We start from the raw sequence: 15211 nt of genomic DNA, 5'->3' as shown, positions 1-15211 counted from the left end.
AATGGAAGAATCGAGATATTACAAGGTATAGGCTGACTTCTTAGGTGAAATTAAAATTGAACATCTTATCATTAAAATTATTAAATAATATTAAACTTAATTAATATGGTGCCCCCGGAGCTGGACTATCTAATGTAAACAAGAAATATTACATGTTAGTTTCAGTACCTTGTATATACATTAAGAATAGAATTAGAATAAAAACTAGATAAATTATAAAATAAATCTAAAGTTTTGGATTTTATATATTAACAATCGCAATTAATCGCAAAATGTTGTATAATTAACTCATTAACATTTAATAAGGGCTAAAAATATGGCTTTGTCAGTTAGATTATCAGATGATTTAGTAATTAAAGCAAAAACAATAGCTAAGGTTATGCACCGATCTTGTGCAAGCCAAATAGAACATTGGGCTATGATTGGTAGAATTGTAGAAGAAAACCCGGACCTGCCTTATGATTTTGTTATTGGAAGTTTAGTAGCAAAAGCTGAGATGGATAATGGACTGGTAGAAGATTATGAGTTTGAAAATTAAACAAACCAATACGTTCAAAAAATATATAAAAAAACTATCTCTCAAAGATAAAAAAGAAGTAGATAACGCTGTAAAACTTATCGCTAGCAATCCCAGTATAGGAGAGCAAAAGAAAGGAGATTTAGACTTCCTAAGAGTGTACAAGTTCAAAATAAATAATCAGCTTATACTGCTTGGCTATAACTATAATGACGAAACTATTACATTAACATTATTAAAAATTGGCTCACATGAAAATTTCTATAGAGACATAAGAAAAGTTTCTTTCTAAGATGGGATTTCCAAGTCGAAGCACCAATAAATTTTTAAACTACAATCAAGTAAAATTAAATCAAAAACTTAATAAACGATCTATTCTAGATTATGATCTTACACTTATACCCACCAAATTTACGTATATTTATGACTCCTGTATCAAAGATTAAGTACTGTCCTTTTATACCCATAAGTTTACCGCTGATTATAGAATCTTTATCTAAGTTAAGCGATTTAATTTTTATTGGATACTGGATAACAGGATAATTTATTAACTGAAGTCTTCCTTCTACTGGCTCAACGCTATTTTCGCCATGTTTTAAGCGTATAGTACTAATTTCTGGATTTATTACTTCTAATATTCTATTTCGTAGTTCAAATAAAACTATGGAGGTATCTGGCTCGCCTTGAAGCATTTTACGCCAGTTAGTTTTATCAGCAATATATTTTTTTACTAGTATTTCAACTAAACCAGAAATTAATCTACTCTCTACTGCAAAGATAGGTATAGCTTGACTAGCTCCTTGATCAATCCAGCGTGAAGGTATATTTTTTAATTTTGTAATACCTACTTTCACATCTCCAGTATTTGCTAAATAAACTATATGGGTCTTCATGCAGTTATCCTCACCCCATGCTGGGTCTCTACATGTGCCTTGTGCAAAATGACATAACTCAGGTTTAACTATACAGATATCACATTCCGGTAATCTTCTCATACACATAAAACAGTAACCTTGAGAATAGCTTTTATTAGTCTTAGCTCCACATGCAACGCAATTTATTTCATTTAAATACTCTATTTTAAGGTTACTACCAATATAATCATTTAAACAAATATCATCAAGTTGATATATAGCCGTATCATTTTTATCTAGAGTTGTTTTTAATTTGTGTAAGTTTATGATGTTTTGCATTTTTAAAATTAATATCGCCCAAATTACCTCTTAGCATATCAAAATTTGAAATAGGTTAAAACTTTTTACTCATATCAGCTATGAATAAACTCTTCTTGAACTTTTAAACTGGAATTATAACAAAATATATTTGGCTATAACTTCTTAAAAGGGCTAGCTAATTTTTTTTTCATCTCTTCATCTTAGAACACAGAGACATATGTTATTTTTGAAGTTTGAATTTTGATTTTTTTTAGAAAACCAAAATATTTTAATGCAATTGCCCTGAGCTTTATTATGGACACCTTTACCAATAATAATTAGTTACTAAATTTCTCAATTAGTCTAAGGGCAACATAAATTATGGCACTAATAATAGCTGAAATTATACAAACTTTTAAAGCTAGCGGAAACAGACTAATAAATACTGTAACTATAGTTACAATAATTAAAACACCTACAAATATCGATAAAAACTTATCCATTTTATAAACTCCTTATTTTATAATAACTTTGGCAAATTTACGCTTACCCACTTGGAATACATTCTCTGTACCAATTTTAAAAACTAATTTGTTATCATCAACTTTCTCACCATCAACTTTTACAGCTCCTTGCTTAATCATCCTGTTAGCTTCAGATGTACTAGCTACTAAACCTGCTTCTTTTAGTAAATTAGTTATAGGTAAACTATCTTTTATATCTAATTCTACAATATTTATATCTTCAGGTATCTGGTTTTTTTGAAATCTTTGTATAAAATCTTGATGAGCATTTTCAGCAACTTCTCTACAATGAAATCTTTGTATAAGCTCTTTTGCTAACTCTATCTTGATATCACGAGGATTTGCACCATTAAGCACATTTTGCTTTAAACTAGTGATAACTTCTAAAGATTTAAAACTAAGCAACTTATAATAACGCCACATAAGTTCATCAGAGATTGACATAATTTTGCCAAAAATATCAATTGCTGATTCTTCTATACCTATATAATTTTGGCTAGATTTTGACATTTTTTTAACACCATCTAAACCTTCAAGTAATGGCATAGTTATAATAACTTGTGGCTCTTGATTATTTTGTTTTTGAAGCTCCCTACCCATTAGCAGATTAAACTTCTGATCAGTACCACCTAGCTCTATATCAGCCTTCATTACCACAGAATCATAACCTTGTACAAGTGGATACAAAAATTCATGTATAGAAATAGACTGGTTATTTTTATATCTCTTAGAGAAATCATCTCTTTCAAGCATTCTAGCAACCGTTGATTTGGAAGCTAGTTTAATCATATCAGCAGCTGACATATTGTTAAACCAATCACTATTTCTACGCACAATAGTTTTTTCTTTATCTAAGATTTTAAAAACCTGGCTCGTATAAGTTTCTGCGTTTTTAGCAACCTCTTGTGCTGTCAATGGTGGTCTAGTAGCATTTTTACCAGTTGGATCACCAATCTGAGCTGTAAAATCCCCTATCAAAAAATGAATTTCATGACCTAAATCTTGTAACTGCTTAAGCTTGTTAATAACAACCGTATGTCCTAAATGAATATCTGGAGCAGTTGGATCACAACCAAATTTTATAATTAAAGGTTTACCCTTTTGAAGCTTTTTAACCAACTCTTCTTCTAAAAGGATTTCGTCCACCCCTCTTTTAATAATATCTAGGGTTTGCTGTATGGATGACATCAGATTATTTAACTTTAATTTTACTCAATAAAGCAAAATTATATCACAAAACACTTTTATAGAACCAATAAAACCTTATACTTACAGAAAACTATAAATAACAACTAACTGATGAAAATATATATATCACAAAGCAACGATGTTTATTTTAATTTAGCTTTAGAAAATTGGTTATTCTTGGAAGATTTGAAAGATCAAAAAATATTATTTTTATGGCAAAACTCGCCATGCGTTGTAATAGGTAGGGCTCAAAACCCCTGGCTAGAATGTAATCTATTAGCTATGGAAAAAGATGGTGTACCTATCATTAGGCGTCAAAGTGGCGGTGGTACTGTTTATCATGATTTTGGTAATCTAAACTATACAATCATTTCTCCAAAGAACGATCACGATATTAAAGCTAATCTTGAATTTGTTTGTAGTGTTATCCGAAAATTGGAAATAAATGCCTATCCAAACCAAAGAAATGATATTGTAGTTGATCATAACAATTTCACATATAAAATTTCCGGGAGTGCTTTTAGAGAAAAAAAAGACAGAGCATTTCACCATGGAACACTACTAATAAATGCAAACACTAGCAAGCTTTATAACTACTTACACCAACCAATTGATACATCTTTGGATACTAAAGGAGTAAAATCATATAGATCTAAAGTAATCAATCTAAATGAATTAAAGCATGATTTACAAACTCAAGATATTACAAAAGCTTTTTTAAGTAGTTTTAAAAGTGTCAAACTAAGCTTAATAAATGAACAAACTCCTCTTGCAAATAAAGAGCTTATCGAACAAGAAATGAACGTATTAAAAAGTTGGAATTGGTGCTTTGGAAAAACTTTACCATTTACAAAAACATATTCTGAAAACCAAGAAGAATTAAAAATAAAAGTCGAATTTGGCATAATTAGTGAGCTAGATTATCAAAGTAAACAAAAAGATATTTCTAAGAAAGGTATTAAATTTAGCCAAAATTATAAATTTAAAGATTTAATCAAATATTTTGATCAATAGCATTTTTTTCACGAGTTACTAAAAAAGTAGCTACTGTAATAGCAAATATAAATGGTACCACTAATGAATCTACTATTGTCACAATAATATTTTGAATACTATTTTCTAAAGGGCTTATCTCCATACCTACATTTTTTAACAAATATATCAAACCCAAAGTAAGTAACGGCTTAACCACCATAAGAATTAGTATCACAAATACCAACTTAAACATGTAAAAAAAGTTTAATTTGATAACCTTAAGGTTATCTGTGATAGCTTCAAAAATGCTACTCTTACCTAAAAGTACAGCTGGCATAACAGTTAAAAACAACAAGATTGCAAGGAAGATACCTATATACTGTAAAAACATTGACAATAACGTTAATACGATTATGGACAGTAAAAAAGCTCCTAAAAAAGAAAATATCCGTTTAGAAAAAATCTGTAAAGAAAGTTTTATAGCTTCAGATGCCTTTAGCTGATTTTTAATAAATATTCCTTGTAACAAAATTATCATAGCATAGACAAAAATTGTAGCTACCATAATTACTAGTACCATAAAACTTAGTACATTTGCTGACGGAAAGTCTACTGGTATAGTTTTTCCACCACTTTCTATATACTCAGCCATACCGTGCTGCATCATATACACAAAGCAATATTCAGATATAAATGACAACATAAATGCTAACACGAATGTGAGTTTAAATGATCTCTTATAAATATTCGTAGCCAAACTAATCGTCTCTTTAAAGTTTAAATCACTTCTCATATCAAAACTCTCTGTAAAGTTAAACAAAAATAAACAAAAACCAGCTAAAATATATCATAAAAATACACCCTTTGTATTACTTTCGAACAAATATAAAAAATAATATTAAAAAAGCTTGTAAAAAACATAACTAGTCCCAATCTAGTTATATTAAATTAATAACATATTTTTAAATTTATAAACCACTAAAGAAGGTGTGTCAATTATGGAAAAAATGAAAGGAACTACTATCTTATGTGTTAGAAGAGGAGATAAGGTAGTTATAGGAGGAGATGGTCAAGCAACTTTAGGCAACTCTATAGCAAAAGATAATATTGTAAAAGTAAGAAAACTAAATGGCGGTAAAGTTCTTACAGGTTTTGCTGGCTCTACTGCTGATGCATTTACATTATTTGAAAAATTTGAACAAAAATTAGAATTTTATCAAGGAAATCTTGAGCGTGCTGCGGTAGAAATGGTACGTGAATGGCGTCTAGATAGAATGCTTAGTAAACTAGAAGCTATGATTATCGTAGCAGATGAAAAATTATCACTACTGATATCTGGAGTTGGGGATGTGATGGCAGCAGATAAAAATGATATAATATCTATCGGATCAGGGTCAAGTTACGCTCGTTCTGCAGCAACTGCTCTTGTTGAAAACACAAATTTAACAGCTGAAGAAATAGTCAAAAAAAGCTTAACTATTGCAGCAGATACTTGTATTTACACAAACCATAATTTCACGATAGAAAGTTTAGATAACAAAAAGGATAGTTAATACATTATGACGCAAATAATGACTCCAAAGACAATCGTACAAGAATTAGAAAGACACATAATTGGTCAAAATGATGCAAAAAAAGCCGTTGCTATAGCTTTACGTAATAGATGGCGTAGAATGCAGCTAGATAGTGAAATGCGTCAAGAAGTAACTCCAAAAAATATTTTAATGATCGGACCTACCGGTGTTGGTAAAACAGAGATAGCTCGTAGACTCGCTAAATTAGCTGATGCTCCATTTATTAAAGTTGAAGCTACTAAATTTACTGAAGTTGGTTATGTTGGTAAAGACGTTGAATCTATAATCCGTGATTTAGTAGAAATGGCTGTAAAAATGAAGCGTGAAGAAGCTAAAAATAAAATTATTGAAAAAGCTTCTAAATTGGCTGAAGATAGAATTCTTGATGTACTAATCCCACCAGCTAGACCAACTGAGTCAAAGATTGGCTTTGCTAATGAGCCTGCTGAAGATTCAGCTTCTAAGAAAGAAAAAGAAAACAAAACCCGCGAAATTTTTAGAAAAAAAATTCAAAATGGTGAACTTGATGATAAAGAAATTGAAATAGAAATAGCGGCTGCTCCAAAAGCTATTGGAGTAATGGGACCTCCAGGTATGGAAGATATGACAAGTCAAATTCAAGATTTATTTTCTAGCTTAAGTAGTGACAAAAAGAAAAATAAAAAAATGAAAATAAAAGACGCTATCAAACTAGTAAAGGATGAAGAAGCTGCTAAGCTAATTAACGAAGAAGATATAAAAGCTCGCGCTTTGGAATCTGTAGAACAAAATGGTATTGTTTTTCTTGATGAGATAGATAAAGTTTGTAAAAAATCGAATACTTATGGTGCTGATGTCTCTCGCGAAGGTGTACAACGTGACCTTTTACCACTTGTTGAAGGCTCTACTGTATCAACAAAATACGGAATGATAAAAACAGATCATATTTTATTTATCGCTTCAGGAGCATTTCATGTATCAAAACCTTCTGATTTAATTCCTGAGCTTCAAGGTAGATTACCTATAAGAGTAGAATTGAAATCTCTTGAGATAAATGACTTTGTTAGAATTCTTAAAGAGCCAGATTGTTCAATACTTAAGCAATATATTGCTTTAATGAAAACAGAAGGTGTTGAGCTGACTTTTGATGATAATGCTATTCAAAAAATTGCTGAGATTTCATACAGAGTCAACGAAGAAATTGAAAATATCGGGGCTAGACGTTTACATACTGTAATGGAAAAACTACTTGAAGAAATTTCCTTTGACGCGCCAGAATTAACTGATAAGACCATCAGTATAACTACTGAGTACGTTAATGAGAAATTAGGTAAATTAGTTAAAGATAAGGATCTAAGTAAGTATATTCTGTAATATATAAAAGTCTATACACAAAACATATCTAAAACAGAACGATTAAACCTAAATTCCGGATACTCAACCCCAACAAAATAAAGTCCTTGAGCTTTAGCTGTTTGCCCTGCTTGAGTACGATCTTTAGCTATTAATAAATCATTTATCCAACTTGGGTTTCTAAAACCTAATCCAACCTTGATTAAAGACCCTACCAAATTTCTAATCATGTGATGCAAAAAAGCATTTCCTATTACTTCAAAAATTATAAAATTACCAAATTTTACAAACTCTGCCTTTTTAATATTTCTAAAAGCTGTATTTGATTGACACTGAGAAGACCTAAATGAACTAAAATCTTGCTCACCAAGTAAGTATTTACAAGCTTGATTCATTTTTTGTATATCTAAAGGTCTATTTTCCCATAAAGTGTGCTCGGTAAACAATGGGGAGCTTATAGGCGCATTATAAATCACATAATTATAAGTCCTATTTATAGCTGAAAATCTCGCATTAAAATTTAATTCTACTTCTTTTATCTGCAAAATTTTTATATCTTGAGGTAACAATGCATTTACTCCTCGTTGCCACGCTTGTAGAGACCTATCTGCATCAGATAAAAAATTAACAACTTGTGAGCTTGCATGAACCCCCGTATCAGTCCGACCAGCACATATAGTTTCTATATTATGGTTAGCTACCTTTGATAAGGCTTTTTCTAATTCCTCTTGTATAGTTGATGAATGCGATTGTCGTTGCCAACCACAATAATTTTTTCCAAAGTATTCAATTTGTAAAACATAATTCTTCATTTTTTATTTAAGAAATTTAGTTATTCTTGTATGTAAAATATCCATCTCATTTGGAATAAGCTTTGAAAAGTTAATAAACCCATGTACCAAACTATCAAAATGGTAATGCTGTACTTCTACATTGTGTCGTATAAGTCTCTCTGCAAAAAGTAGACCTTCATCTTTTAGTGGATCAAACCCAGCTGTTATAACTAAAGTGCGTGGCATACCTTCTAATTTTTTGATATAAAATGGCGAGATTTTAGGAGACTGTTTATCAACGTTATCTGGTACATATAACTCTGAATACCACATGGTTTTGGCTTTAGTTAGTATATAACCACTAGCGAAATCTTCTAACGATTTAGTTGGCATATGTGATAAATCAACAGATGGATACAAAATAATATTATTAGCAATTTTGATTTTATTATCTTTTAATAGGTTATAGGTTGCAAGGATAGATAAATTAGCTCCTGCACTATCACCCATTAGTGTAAATTCTTTTTTAGAAACTCCAAAATTTTTTGCCTGGTTGTAAACATACTCAGCAATAAATTCTACATCATTTAGCCCTGCTGGAAACTTATGTTCAGGAGCAAGTCTATAGTCTACAGAAAAAACCACCCTATTTGTAGTTATTGCAACCTTTCTACAAAATGCATCAAAAGAGTCCAAAGTTCCTGAAACAAACCCGCCTCCATGTGAAAATACTATTGCCTGAAGTTTTTTACTAGGATCAGGGTTATAGAGCCTAACTGGTATATTATGTCCATCGTTATGAGTAATTTGGAGATCCTCTACTTTCTTAACTTCTAGCTTTTGGTAACTATATAAGTTAAGTGAAGCTGCCGCCTTTCTTGTTGATTCAATGTCTCTACGATTTCCATCTCTATCATATTTACTTATGAAAGTTAGTAGATCTTGCATTTTGGCAGGTATTGTTTTGATTCCACCATACAAATCAGGAACTTTCTTAAAAATTTCGGCTTCAAGAGCTTTTTCATGTTTAGAGTTATCTTTAGCAATAACTTTTAGCCAAGCCCTTTTGTTTGGAGGCAGTGTATCTAAAGGAGTAGATAAATATCTAGCTATTCCAAGCTCATGACAATCATTTTCAGAATAAAAAGATAAGTTTTTAACCAACCATTTAATTATACTTTCAGCTTTTGTGTTATTTGTTTGTCTTATTTCTAAAACGTTATATTCATTCCTAACGTCATAAGACCAAGGAACATAATCAACTATGAAATTACAACAAATATAATTTAAACCAGCCTCTCTTGCTAATGCAAACTCTGGGTAAGCTGTCATACCTATTACACCACCACCCATACTTTGAAAACATTTAGCATCTATAATTGTTGGAAACTGAGGCCCTTCTATACAAACATAGCTTTGCTTGAAATGTATAGTAAAATCAAAATCTGCTTTTCTTTCTCTAATTTCTTCGGCTATGCTTTCAGTTATTGGCCTTGAAAGAGAAACATAATTAAGTAAACCTTGATCACAAAATGTAAAATCACGTAAAGATTTTGTTCTATCTATAAATTGGTATGGGATTACCATATCTCCTGGCTTTAACTCATCTCTTAAACTTCTCACCGAAGAAAGCGCTATTATAGAGGTTGCACCATATTTTTTTAGTGCATAGATATTAGCTTTATAGTTAATTTGATGTGGTAAAATATTTTGCTCAAGCCCTGTTCTGTTTAAAAATAAAGCTTCTTGCTTGTCTATTTTTACTTTAAATAATCCATTTGAGCACAAACCAAAAGGAGTTTCTCTAGATAACTCTTCTATAATTTCAAAACTATCGAAACTTTCAAATCCACTACTACCAACAATTGCCCACATTTTACCACCGTATTTTTATTTAAAAAATGCCTCTAGAATAATGCTATCTTTACAAAATAGTTCTAACTTAAATTTATCGTTATAATTTATAACTCCAACACCTTTAGGTGTACCAGTCATAAGTAAATCATTTTCACATATAGAAATGTTATTATCCTTTAGAAAGTTAATTACCTGATTTGGTTTATAAATCATTAAATCATAACTACCCTCTTGGATTAGTTGATTATTTTTGTATGCCTTAAAACTTAAAAAAGGAATATGTAGCGCTCCAATTTCCACAAAATCGCTAATCACTGCACTACCATCAAAACTTTTAGCCAACTCCCAAGGTAGGCCTTTTGATTTAAGTTTTGACTGCAAATTTCTATCAGTTATATCTAATCCCAGCCCTACTGCTTTAATTTGAGATTTACCATCAAAAGCAAATACTATTTCACATTCGTAGTGTAACTCTCTACCAGAAAGTAGTTTTAATGATCTAGCTACGCTAGAATTTGGCTTTATAAAAATAACGGGATTATCTGGAATCTCATTATTTAATTCTTGGATATGTTCTACATAATTTCTACCGACGCAAATCACTTTTGATTTAGAAGTATCTATTTCTTTTACCATTTTTATCTATAGTTTAAAATCTTCTCCTAAATATACTTTTCTTACAGTTTCATCTGCTAGTACTTCCTCTGGCGTACCTGATGCTAGCATATTCCCAGCATTTACAATATAAGCTCGTTCACAAATATCTAATGTCTCTCGTACGTTATGATCCGTTATAAGTACTCCTATACCTCTATCTTTTAGATGTCTGATAACTTCCTTAATTTCAATCACTGAAACAGGATCAACACCAGCAAATGGTTCATCCAACAGAATAAATTTCGGATCCATAGCTAAAGCTCTAGCTATCTCAACACGTCTTCTTTCACCTCCAGAGAGACTCATACCTAAGCTTTTACGAATATGCTGAATACTGAATTCATCCAAAAGAGAATTCAAATTTTCATTAATCTGATCTCTTGTCAGCTCTTTTCTTGTTTCAAGGATAGCTACTATATTATCCTCAACACTAAGCTTCCTAAAAACAGATGCCTCTTGTGGTAAGTAGCCAAGCCCTTTTCTTGCACGTAGATGGATAGGCATCTTAGTGACATCTTCTTTACCCATACGAACTTTGCCACGAGTTGCAGATACAAGGCCAACTATCATATAAAAAGATGTTGTTTTACCAGCACCATTTGGTCCCAACAAACCTACAATTTCACCTGTTGAAACTTTCATTGAAACGTTATTTACAACCCACCTTGAGCCGTACTTTTTACCTAATCTTTTAGCTTCTAAAGTATATTTTTCCATTCCTAATCTCATATCCTTCTGCTTATGACAGAATATTTTCTGAATCGTCAAAACTAGAAGTTTTAACTATACTACCACTACTGACTTTTTTATTCTTGTTATATTCACTAATAGGTTTTAACCCTGTATCAATCTTAGTTTCACTCTGAACACCATCTAAGATTATTTTAGAACGTCTATCTTTACTACCAGGAATAGCTACAAGATCATGCTCCATATCATAATTAATTTCTCTACCCTTATAGTGGTTTTCATTCTGGTTAATTACAGCATTTTCAAAAAGCTCAAGATTCTTTTTAACGATGTTATAAATAATCTTTCTAGCTACCCCATTTAGTGGTCCTTTGGTTAGCTTTTTACTTTTTTGGTAAGCTTGATCTGAATTAGTTGGGAAGGTATAAAATTGAGATAATTCACCATCCATTGATTCCATAGTAAGAGTTTGAACTTTACGGTTTTTATCTAGTTCCATAACAAGTTTTTGACCTGATATGAAATTACACCCCTGCTCATCTGCACATAGCTCTTTTGCTTGCTCAAACCATTGTTGTTGTAATTCTTTAAAAGGAATTGATTTATTCCTAGTAAAATAAACCATATTTGTTTTGGTAGATTTGGTAGTTTTAGGCTTCTTACATAAAATGTGCTTATTATGAATTTGGATTACAAAAACATCTCCATAATATGTAAGAGTTTCTTTATTGCTATCGTAGGTAGCTTTATCAGCACATATTGTAAGAGGACCATATTCTTTGAGAATATTATCAGCACTTGTATCTTCTTTTTCATCTGCTACTGCTACGCTACCTTCTTGAAAAGGTATATTTTGATTAGAACTTGAATGTAAACCATTATCTGCTGAGCTAGAAGAATCACTATAACCAGACAAGAAAATACCTAAAACTCCTAGAGCTACTAGTACGATCCTAGCTTGACGCATAGTAACTCCTTACGTCTTTCTTAAAATTAATAACCTTAGTATCTGAGTTTCCAACTATTCCTATACCTGTGGTATTATTTTCCGTGTCAGGATCATACACTTTGACAAATTTATCATTATAATAATCATGTGTTTCTGTATCATAGTACATTTCTGATGATTTTATATATATTTTATTTGGTAGATATTTACCATCTGCATCTGGTGTCTGTTTAGCAGAACTTTCCCCTGAATCTGCTTGCTGATTTTTTGTAAACAAAATAGCATTAACTCCGTCAAATAAATGTATCAACTCATTATTATCTTTTTTCTGTGAAAAACCTTTAGGCGCTTTTACTCTCCAAGTCTCATCGCCTGTTTTCTCATCATAACTAGTTTCTATTAAATTGGTCATTTTAATATCTTGATTGACATATTGTTCTAGTTTTTCAGTAATAAAATTTGTAGTTAGTTTACCATCATCGTTATAATTATTATAATGAAAGTTAAATGCTGTTAATTCAACGCTACTTGAAGGTGAAAATTTTTTAGGATCGCTACCGCCCTGAACTGCTTCAGAATAAATAAATATTGTACTAAAAACCACAATCACTATCGCAAACACATTAACAAGCAGCGAATATTTAGTAAAAAACTTCATATTTTTATTTCATGCCACCATTTTCAATGTAATTTTCAATAACCTCATTGTAGCAACCAAGATGCTTTAATATATATTCACAAAACTCTCTAACAGCGCCAGTGCCACCCTTATTCTGACAAACGTAATCAGAGTAGTTTTTAACTAAATCTATACAGTTTGATGGTGCTGCTGAAATACCAGCTTGCTTCATAAGGACTATATCAGGAAGATCATCACCCATATAAGCTACGTTACAGTCATCTAGCTGATACTTTTCCTTTAAGGCCTGGTAGGCACTAACTTTATTTTTTTGTCCTTGAAATATATCCTCTATATCAACACCCAAGCTTGTAAACCTGTTAATAACTATTTGTGATTCCTTACCAGTAATTATTGCTATTTTTATACCAACTTTTTGTAACAAAACCAAACCTAAGCCATCTTTAACGTCAAATAACTTTGTTTCGTTACCATCATTTGACAATATTATTTTTCCATCAGTCATAACGCCATCAACATCAAAGATAGCTAAACGAATATTTTGATAAAATTTATTATTTTTCATTACTTACCCATAAAAAGAAAACTTACATACCTTCAATAGAAATATTACCACAAATAGAAAAAAGACAAAAACAGTAAACGTGAAGTTTTAGACATTAATCCTGTACACAATAAAAAAGCTGCGAATTTTTATGTTTACGATTGTTTTTTAAAGCACATTTGCGTTTAGCAACTGTTCAGCTAGTGAAAAAGAAACTACAAATTTAGCAAAATTGTTAATAGCCATCAAGGTTAACTATCTCTAAATGCTCCATTTGAGTTTGTAAAAACATCTCACCTATAGCTTTAAATTTTATAGGTATATCAGTCACATAAAATTTATATTCTGGCTTAGATTGCTTTTGGTTTAGCAAGTTATTTTGTTTTAACGAATCTTCAAGCATTTTGCTAGCCTGTAGCGAAGGATCTATAAGTTTTACAGGGTTCAATTCAATAGCAATATTGTCTTTGATAATAGGATAATGCGTACAACCAAGTATCAAAACCTCTAGAGATTTATCATGAAAATACTCTAGATACTGTTTAGCTACTAAAGTTACAATTTCACCATTTATAAAACCCTCCTCAATCATTGGCACAAATAGGCCACAGGCTTTAGAGTAAACTTCAGCCTTAGGATTAAGCTTATGAATCTCTAACGCATAAGCGTTACTATTTATCGTAGCAGGTGTGGCTATTACACCAACATTACTTAAGTCTGCTACTAAACTTACACCTGCACTTATTATATCTATAACTGGTATATCACCAGCTATTTGTTTCACAGTATCTTTAGCGATAGCAGAAATAGTATTACAAGCAATAACAATAGCCTTAACTTCTTGATCAATTAAAAACTTAGCTGTTTGAGCTGCAAATCTTTGAATAGTTGCCCGAGATTTTGTGCCATAAGGGATTCTTGCAATATCCCCAAAATAGATTATATTTTCATTTGGCAGCATATCCATAAGGCTTCTAACAACTGTTAAACCCCCTATCCCAGAATCAAAAACCCCTATTGGTCTATTGTTAATCATTTATTTTTTCTCAAGCTTTTTGATAATTTTTCTACGTGAGCGAGTTGGCATTTTTTCAAGATATTGTTCTTTTGCGTTAATAAAAGGTAATAAATTTTCTAAAGATAAAACTGCTTGATTAGCATCTTCTGCAACAAAATTATCACTTAACTGCACTTCTGGATTAGCAAATATTACAACAGTAACTACAGGGATACCTTTTATATAAATTCTTTGATTATAAAGATAGGTTTGTAGAACTTTTTTTTGTGCAAAAGTTTGCCTAATCGGGTTTTTAATAGTTTTTGCATAAGTTTTGTTATTTTGCGAGATTTTTTCCACTTGCCATCTCTCTGCCATATTTTCGACCTTAATATAACCTCGATTATTTTTAACCTCTACTATATATATCGCTTTTCTAGATATAACAAGAAAATCTAACTCTCTATTGCCTATCGTAGATTTATCATCTGGTAAAACTATTCTATTAAAAAGTACATAGTTACTATCTAGTTTTTTTAACTCATTTAATACGACTGATTCCCCTTTGGCACCTGATATTATGATATCTACAGGATTATTATCTTTTGTTATTAAGAAAAAAAATATAAATAGTATAAAAGCAAGTGTTACTGCTATCTGTAATGATTGGTTTACAAAATCTATATTGCCAAGGTATAAATTAACTCCTACAATAAAACCACACAATATAATTGAGGCATATAAACTTTTGCGTGCTCTAAACCAATAATTTTTAAATCTTACCCAAGTAAAGCGTAAAAAAAGCCGATCCTTTTTTAATTTATTCTCTATTGCCATAAT

General features: G+C 31.0%; 18 protein-coding genes. 5 read left to right on the top strand and 13 right to left on the bottom strand.

All coding sequences use genetic code 11. From position 1 onward, the window contains the following. Positions 1 to 316: 316 nt before the first annotated feature. Both E3E15_RS02795 and E3E15_RS02790 read left to right on the top strand, forming a co-directional pair. Positions 317 to 538 (top strand): TA system antitoxin ParD family protein, encoded by a 222-nt coding sequence (locus E3E15_RS02795; protein ID WP_035718705.1) that lies wholly within the window; start codon positions 317 to 319, stop codon positions 536 to 538. Beyond that, complete coding sequence (locus E3E15_RS02790) at positions 522 to 809, top strand: type II toxin-antitoxin system RelE/ParE family toxin (RefSeq protein ID WP_172106503.1); 288 nt, start codon at positions 522 to 524, stop codon at positions 807 to 809. The genes E3E15_RS02795 and E3E15_RS02790 overlap by 17 nt, the downstream gene beginning before the upstream one ends. Positions 810 to 894: 85 nt before the next feature. Here E3E15_RS02790 and E3E15_RS02785 read toward each other — a convergent pair whose 3' ends face one another. The 3 genes from E3E15_RS02785 to tyrS form a co-directional block, all read right to left on the bottom strand. Next, positions 895 to 1710, bottom strand: coding sequence for a DUF2797 domain-containing protein (locus tag E3E15_RS02785; protein ID WP_172106502.1), 816 nt, complete (start codon positions 1708 to 1710; stop codon positions 895 to 897). Positions 1711 to 2009: 299 nt separating this feature from the next. Further along, positions 2010 to 2174, bottom strand: a complete 165-nt coding sequence (locus E3E15_RS02780) for a hypothetical protein (RefSeq protein WP_166666868.1) — start codon at positions 2172 to 2174, stop codon at positions 2010 to 2012. Positions 2175 to 2186: 12 nt separating this feature from the next. After that, entirely contained in the window at positions 2187 to 3383 is a 1197-nt protein-coding gene (gene tyrS / locus E3E15_RS02775) for a tyrosine--tRNA ligase (protein WP_172106501.1), read from the bottom strand. Positions 3384 to 3494: 111 nt separating this feature from the next. On the opposite strand from tyrS, the gene E3E15_RS02770 reads away from it, so the two are divergent. Then, on the top strand, positions 3495 to 4397 hold the full coding sequence (locus tag E3E15_RS02770; RefSeq protein ID WP_172106500.1) for a lipoyl protein ligase domain-containing protein: 903 nt from the start codon (positions 3495 to 3497) through the stop codon (positions 4395 to 4397). On the opposite strand, the gene E3E15_RS02765 is transcribed toward E3E15_RS02770, so the two are convergent. Beyond that, complete coding sequence (locus E3E15_RS02765) at positions 4378 to 5151, bottom strand: hypothetical protein (protein WP_172106499.1); 774 nt, start codon at positions 5149 to 5151, stop codon at positions 4378 to 4380. The genes E3E15_RS02770 and E3E15_RS02765 overlap by 20 nt on opposite strands. 205 nt (positions 5152 to 5356) lie before the next feature. Between E3E15_RS02765 and hslV the strand changes: the two genes are divergently transcribed. Then, positions 5357 to 5911 carry an ATP-dependent protease subunit HslV gene (hslV, locus tag E3E15_RS02760; RefSeq protein ID WP_172106498.1) on the top strand — a complete coding sequence of 185 codons (555 nt, stop codon included), beginning with the start codon at positions 5357 to 5359 and terminating at the stop codon, positions 5909 to 5911. Between the two features lie 6 nt (positions 5912 to 5917). Continuing rightward, on the top strand, positions 5918 to 7285 hold the full coding sequence (gene hslU, locus E3E15_RS02755) for an ATP-dependent protease ATPase subunit HslU (RefSeq protein WP_172106497.1): 1368 nt from the start codon (positions 5918 to 5920) through the stop codon (positions 7283 to 7285). An 11-nt stretch (positions 7286 to 7296) separates the two neighbouring features. Here hslU and truA read toward each other — a convergent pair whose 3' ends face one another. The 9 genes from truA to E3E15_RS02710 all read right to left on the bottom strand — a co-directional run bounded on the left by truA (position 7297) and on the right by E3E15_RS02710 (position 15208). Then, positions 7297 to 8076, bottom strand: a complete 780-nt coding sequence (gene truA / locus E3E15_RS02750; RefSeq protein WP_172106496.1) for a tRNA pseudouridine(38-40) synthase TruA — start codon at positions 8074 to 8076, stop codon at positions 7297 to 7299. A 3-nt stretch (positions 8077 to 8079) separates the two neighbouring features. Beyond that, on the bottom strand, positions 8080 to 9912 hold the full coding sequence (locus tag E3E15_RS02745) for an alpha/beta hydrolase fold domain-containing protein (protein ID WP_172106495.1): 1833 nt from the start codon (positions 9910 to 9912) through the stop codon (positions 8080 to 8082). A 15-nt stretch (positions 9913 to 9927) separates the two neighbouring features. Further along, positions 9928 to 10530: a fumarylacetoacetate hydrolase family protein gene (locus tag E3E15_RS02740; RefSeq protein WP_172106494.1), complete on the bottom strand. Its 603-nt coding sequence runs from the start codon at positions 10528 to 10530 to the stop codon at positions 9928 to 9930. 6 nt (positions 10531 to 10536) lie between these two features. Then, complete coding sequence (lptB, locus tag E3E15_RS02735; RefSeq protein ID WP_035718833.1) at positions 10537 to 11268, bottom strand: LPS export ABC transporter ATP-binding protein; 732 nt, start codon at positions 11266 to 11268, stop codon at positions 10537 to 10539. A 22-nt stretch (positions 11269 to 11290) separates the two neighbouring features. Beyond that, positions 11291 to 12208 (bottom strand): LptA/OstA family protein, encoded by a 918-nt coding sequence (locus E3E15_RS02730; RefSeq protein ID WP_172106493.1) that lies wholly within the window; start codon positions 12206 to 12208, stop codon positions 11291 to 11293. After that, on the bottom strand, positions 12195 to 12848 hold the full coding sequence (lptC, locus tag E3E15_RS02725; RefSeq protein WP_172106492.1) for an LPS export ABC transporter periplasmic protein LptC: 654 nt from the start codon (positions 12846 to 12848) through the stop codon (positions 12195 to 12197). Before lptC ends, E3E15_RS02730 begins: the two co-directional genes overlap by 14 nt. 4 nt (positions 12849 to 12852) lie before the next feature. After that, positions 12853 to 13395: a KdsC family phosphatase gene (locus E3E15_RS02720; RefSeq protein WP_172106491.1), complete on the bottom strand. Its 543-nt coding sequence runs from the start codon at positions 13393 to 13395 to the stop codon at positions 12853 to 12855. 214 nt (positions 13396 to 13609) lie between these two features. Beyond that, positions 13610 to 14410: a glutamate racemase gene (murI, locus tag E3E15_RS02715; protein WP_035718677.1), complete on the bottom strand. Its 801-nt coding sequence runs from the start codon at positions 14408 to 14410 to the stop codon at positions 13610 to 13612. Beyond that, positions 14411 to 15208: a nuclease-related domain-containing protein gene (locus tag E3E15_RS02710; protein ID WP_172106490.1), complete on the bottom strand. Its 798-nt coding sequence runs from the start codon at positions 15206 to 15208 to the stop codon at positions 14411 to 14413. Positions 15209 to 15211: the final 3 nt, after the last annotated feature.

The organism is Allofrancisella frigidaquae, assembly GCF_012222825.1.
GTDB lineage: Bacteria > Pseudomonadota > Gammaproteobacteria > Francisellales > Francisellaceae > Francisella > Francisella frigidaquae.
This window is presented reverse-complemented; position numbering and strand designations above follow the sequence as displayed.

Coding starts and splice junctions, on each gene's coding strand:
- E3E15_RS02745 (WP_172106495.1), bottom strand. CDS start 9,912: ATGTGGGCAATTGTTGGTAGTAGTGGATTTGAAAGTTTCGATAGTTTT.
- tyrS (WP_172106501.1), bottom strand. CDS start 3,383: ATGTCATCCATACAGCAAACCCTAGATATTATTAAAAGAGGGGTGGAC.
- E3E15_RS02790 (WP_172106503.1), top strand. CDS start 522: ATGAGTTTGAAAATTAAACAAACCAATACGTTCAAAAAATATATAAAA.
- hslV (WP_172106498.1), top strand. CDS start 5,357: ATGGAAAAAATGAAAGGAACTACTATCTTATGTGTTAGAAGAGGAGAT.
- E3E15_RS02730 (WP_172106493.1), bottom strand. CDS start 12,208: ATGCGTCAAGCTAGGATCGTACTAGTAGCTCTAGGAGTTTTAGGTATT.
- lptB (WP_035718833.1), bottom strand. CDS start 11,268: ATGGAAAAATATACTTTAGAAGCTAAAAGATTAGGTAAAAAGTACGGC.
- hslU (WP_172106497.1), top strand. CDS start 5,918: ATGACGCAAATAATGACTCCAAAGACAATCGTACAAGAATTAGAAAGA.
- E3E15_RS02740 (WP_172106494.1), bottom strand. CDS start 10,530: ATGGTAAAAGAAATAGATACTTCTAAATCAAAAGTGATTTGCGTCGGT.
- E3E15_RS02765 (WP_172106499.1), bottom strand. CDS start 5,151: ATGAGAAGTGATTTAAACTTTAAAGAGACGATTAGTTTGGCTACGAAT.
- E3E15_RS02710 (WP_172106490.1), bottom strand. CDS start 15,208: ATGGCAATAGAGAATAAATTAAAAAAGGATCGGCTTTTTTTACGCTTT.
- E3E15_RS02795 (WP_035718705.1), top strand. CDS start 317: ATGGCTTTGTCAGTTAGATTATCAGATGATTTAGTAATTAAAGCAAAA.
- murI (WP_035718677.1), bottom strand. CDS start 14,410: ATGATTAACAATAGACCAATAGGGGTTTTTGATTCTGGGATAGGGGGT.
- E3E15_RS02785 (WP_172106502.1), bottom strand. CDS start 1,710: ATGCAAAACATCATAAACTTACACAAATTAAAAACAACTCTAGATAAA.
- lptC (WP_172106492.1), bottom strand. CDS start 12,848: ATGAAGTTTTTTACTAAATATTCGCTGCTTGTTAATGTGTTTGCGATA.
- E3E15_RS02770 (WP_172106500.1), top strand. CDS start 3,495: ATGAAAATATATATATCACAAAGCAACGATGTTTATTTTAATTTAGCT.
- E3E15_RS02720 (WP_172106491.1), bottom strand. CDS start 13,395: ATGAAAAATAATAAATTTTATCAAAATATTCGTTTAGCTATCTTTGAT.
- truA (WP_172106496.1), bottom strand. CDS start 8,076: ATGAAGAATTATGTTTTACAAATTGAATACTTTGGAAAAAATTATTGT.
- E3E15_RS02780 (WP_166666868.1), bottom strand. CDS start 2,174: ATGGATAAGTTTTTATCGATATTTGTAGGTGTTTTAATTATTGTAACT.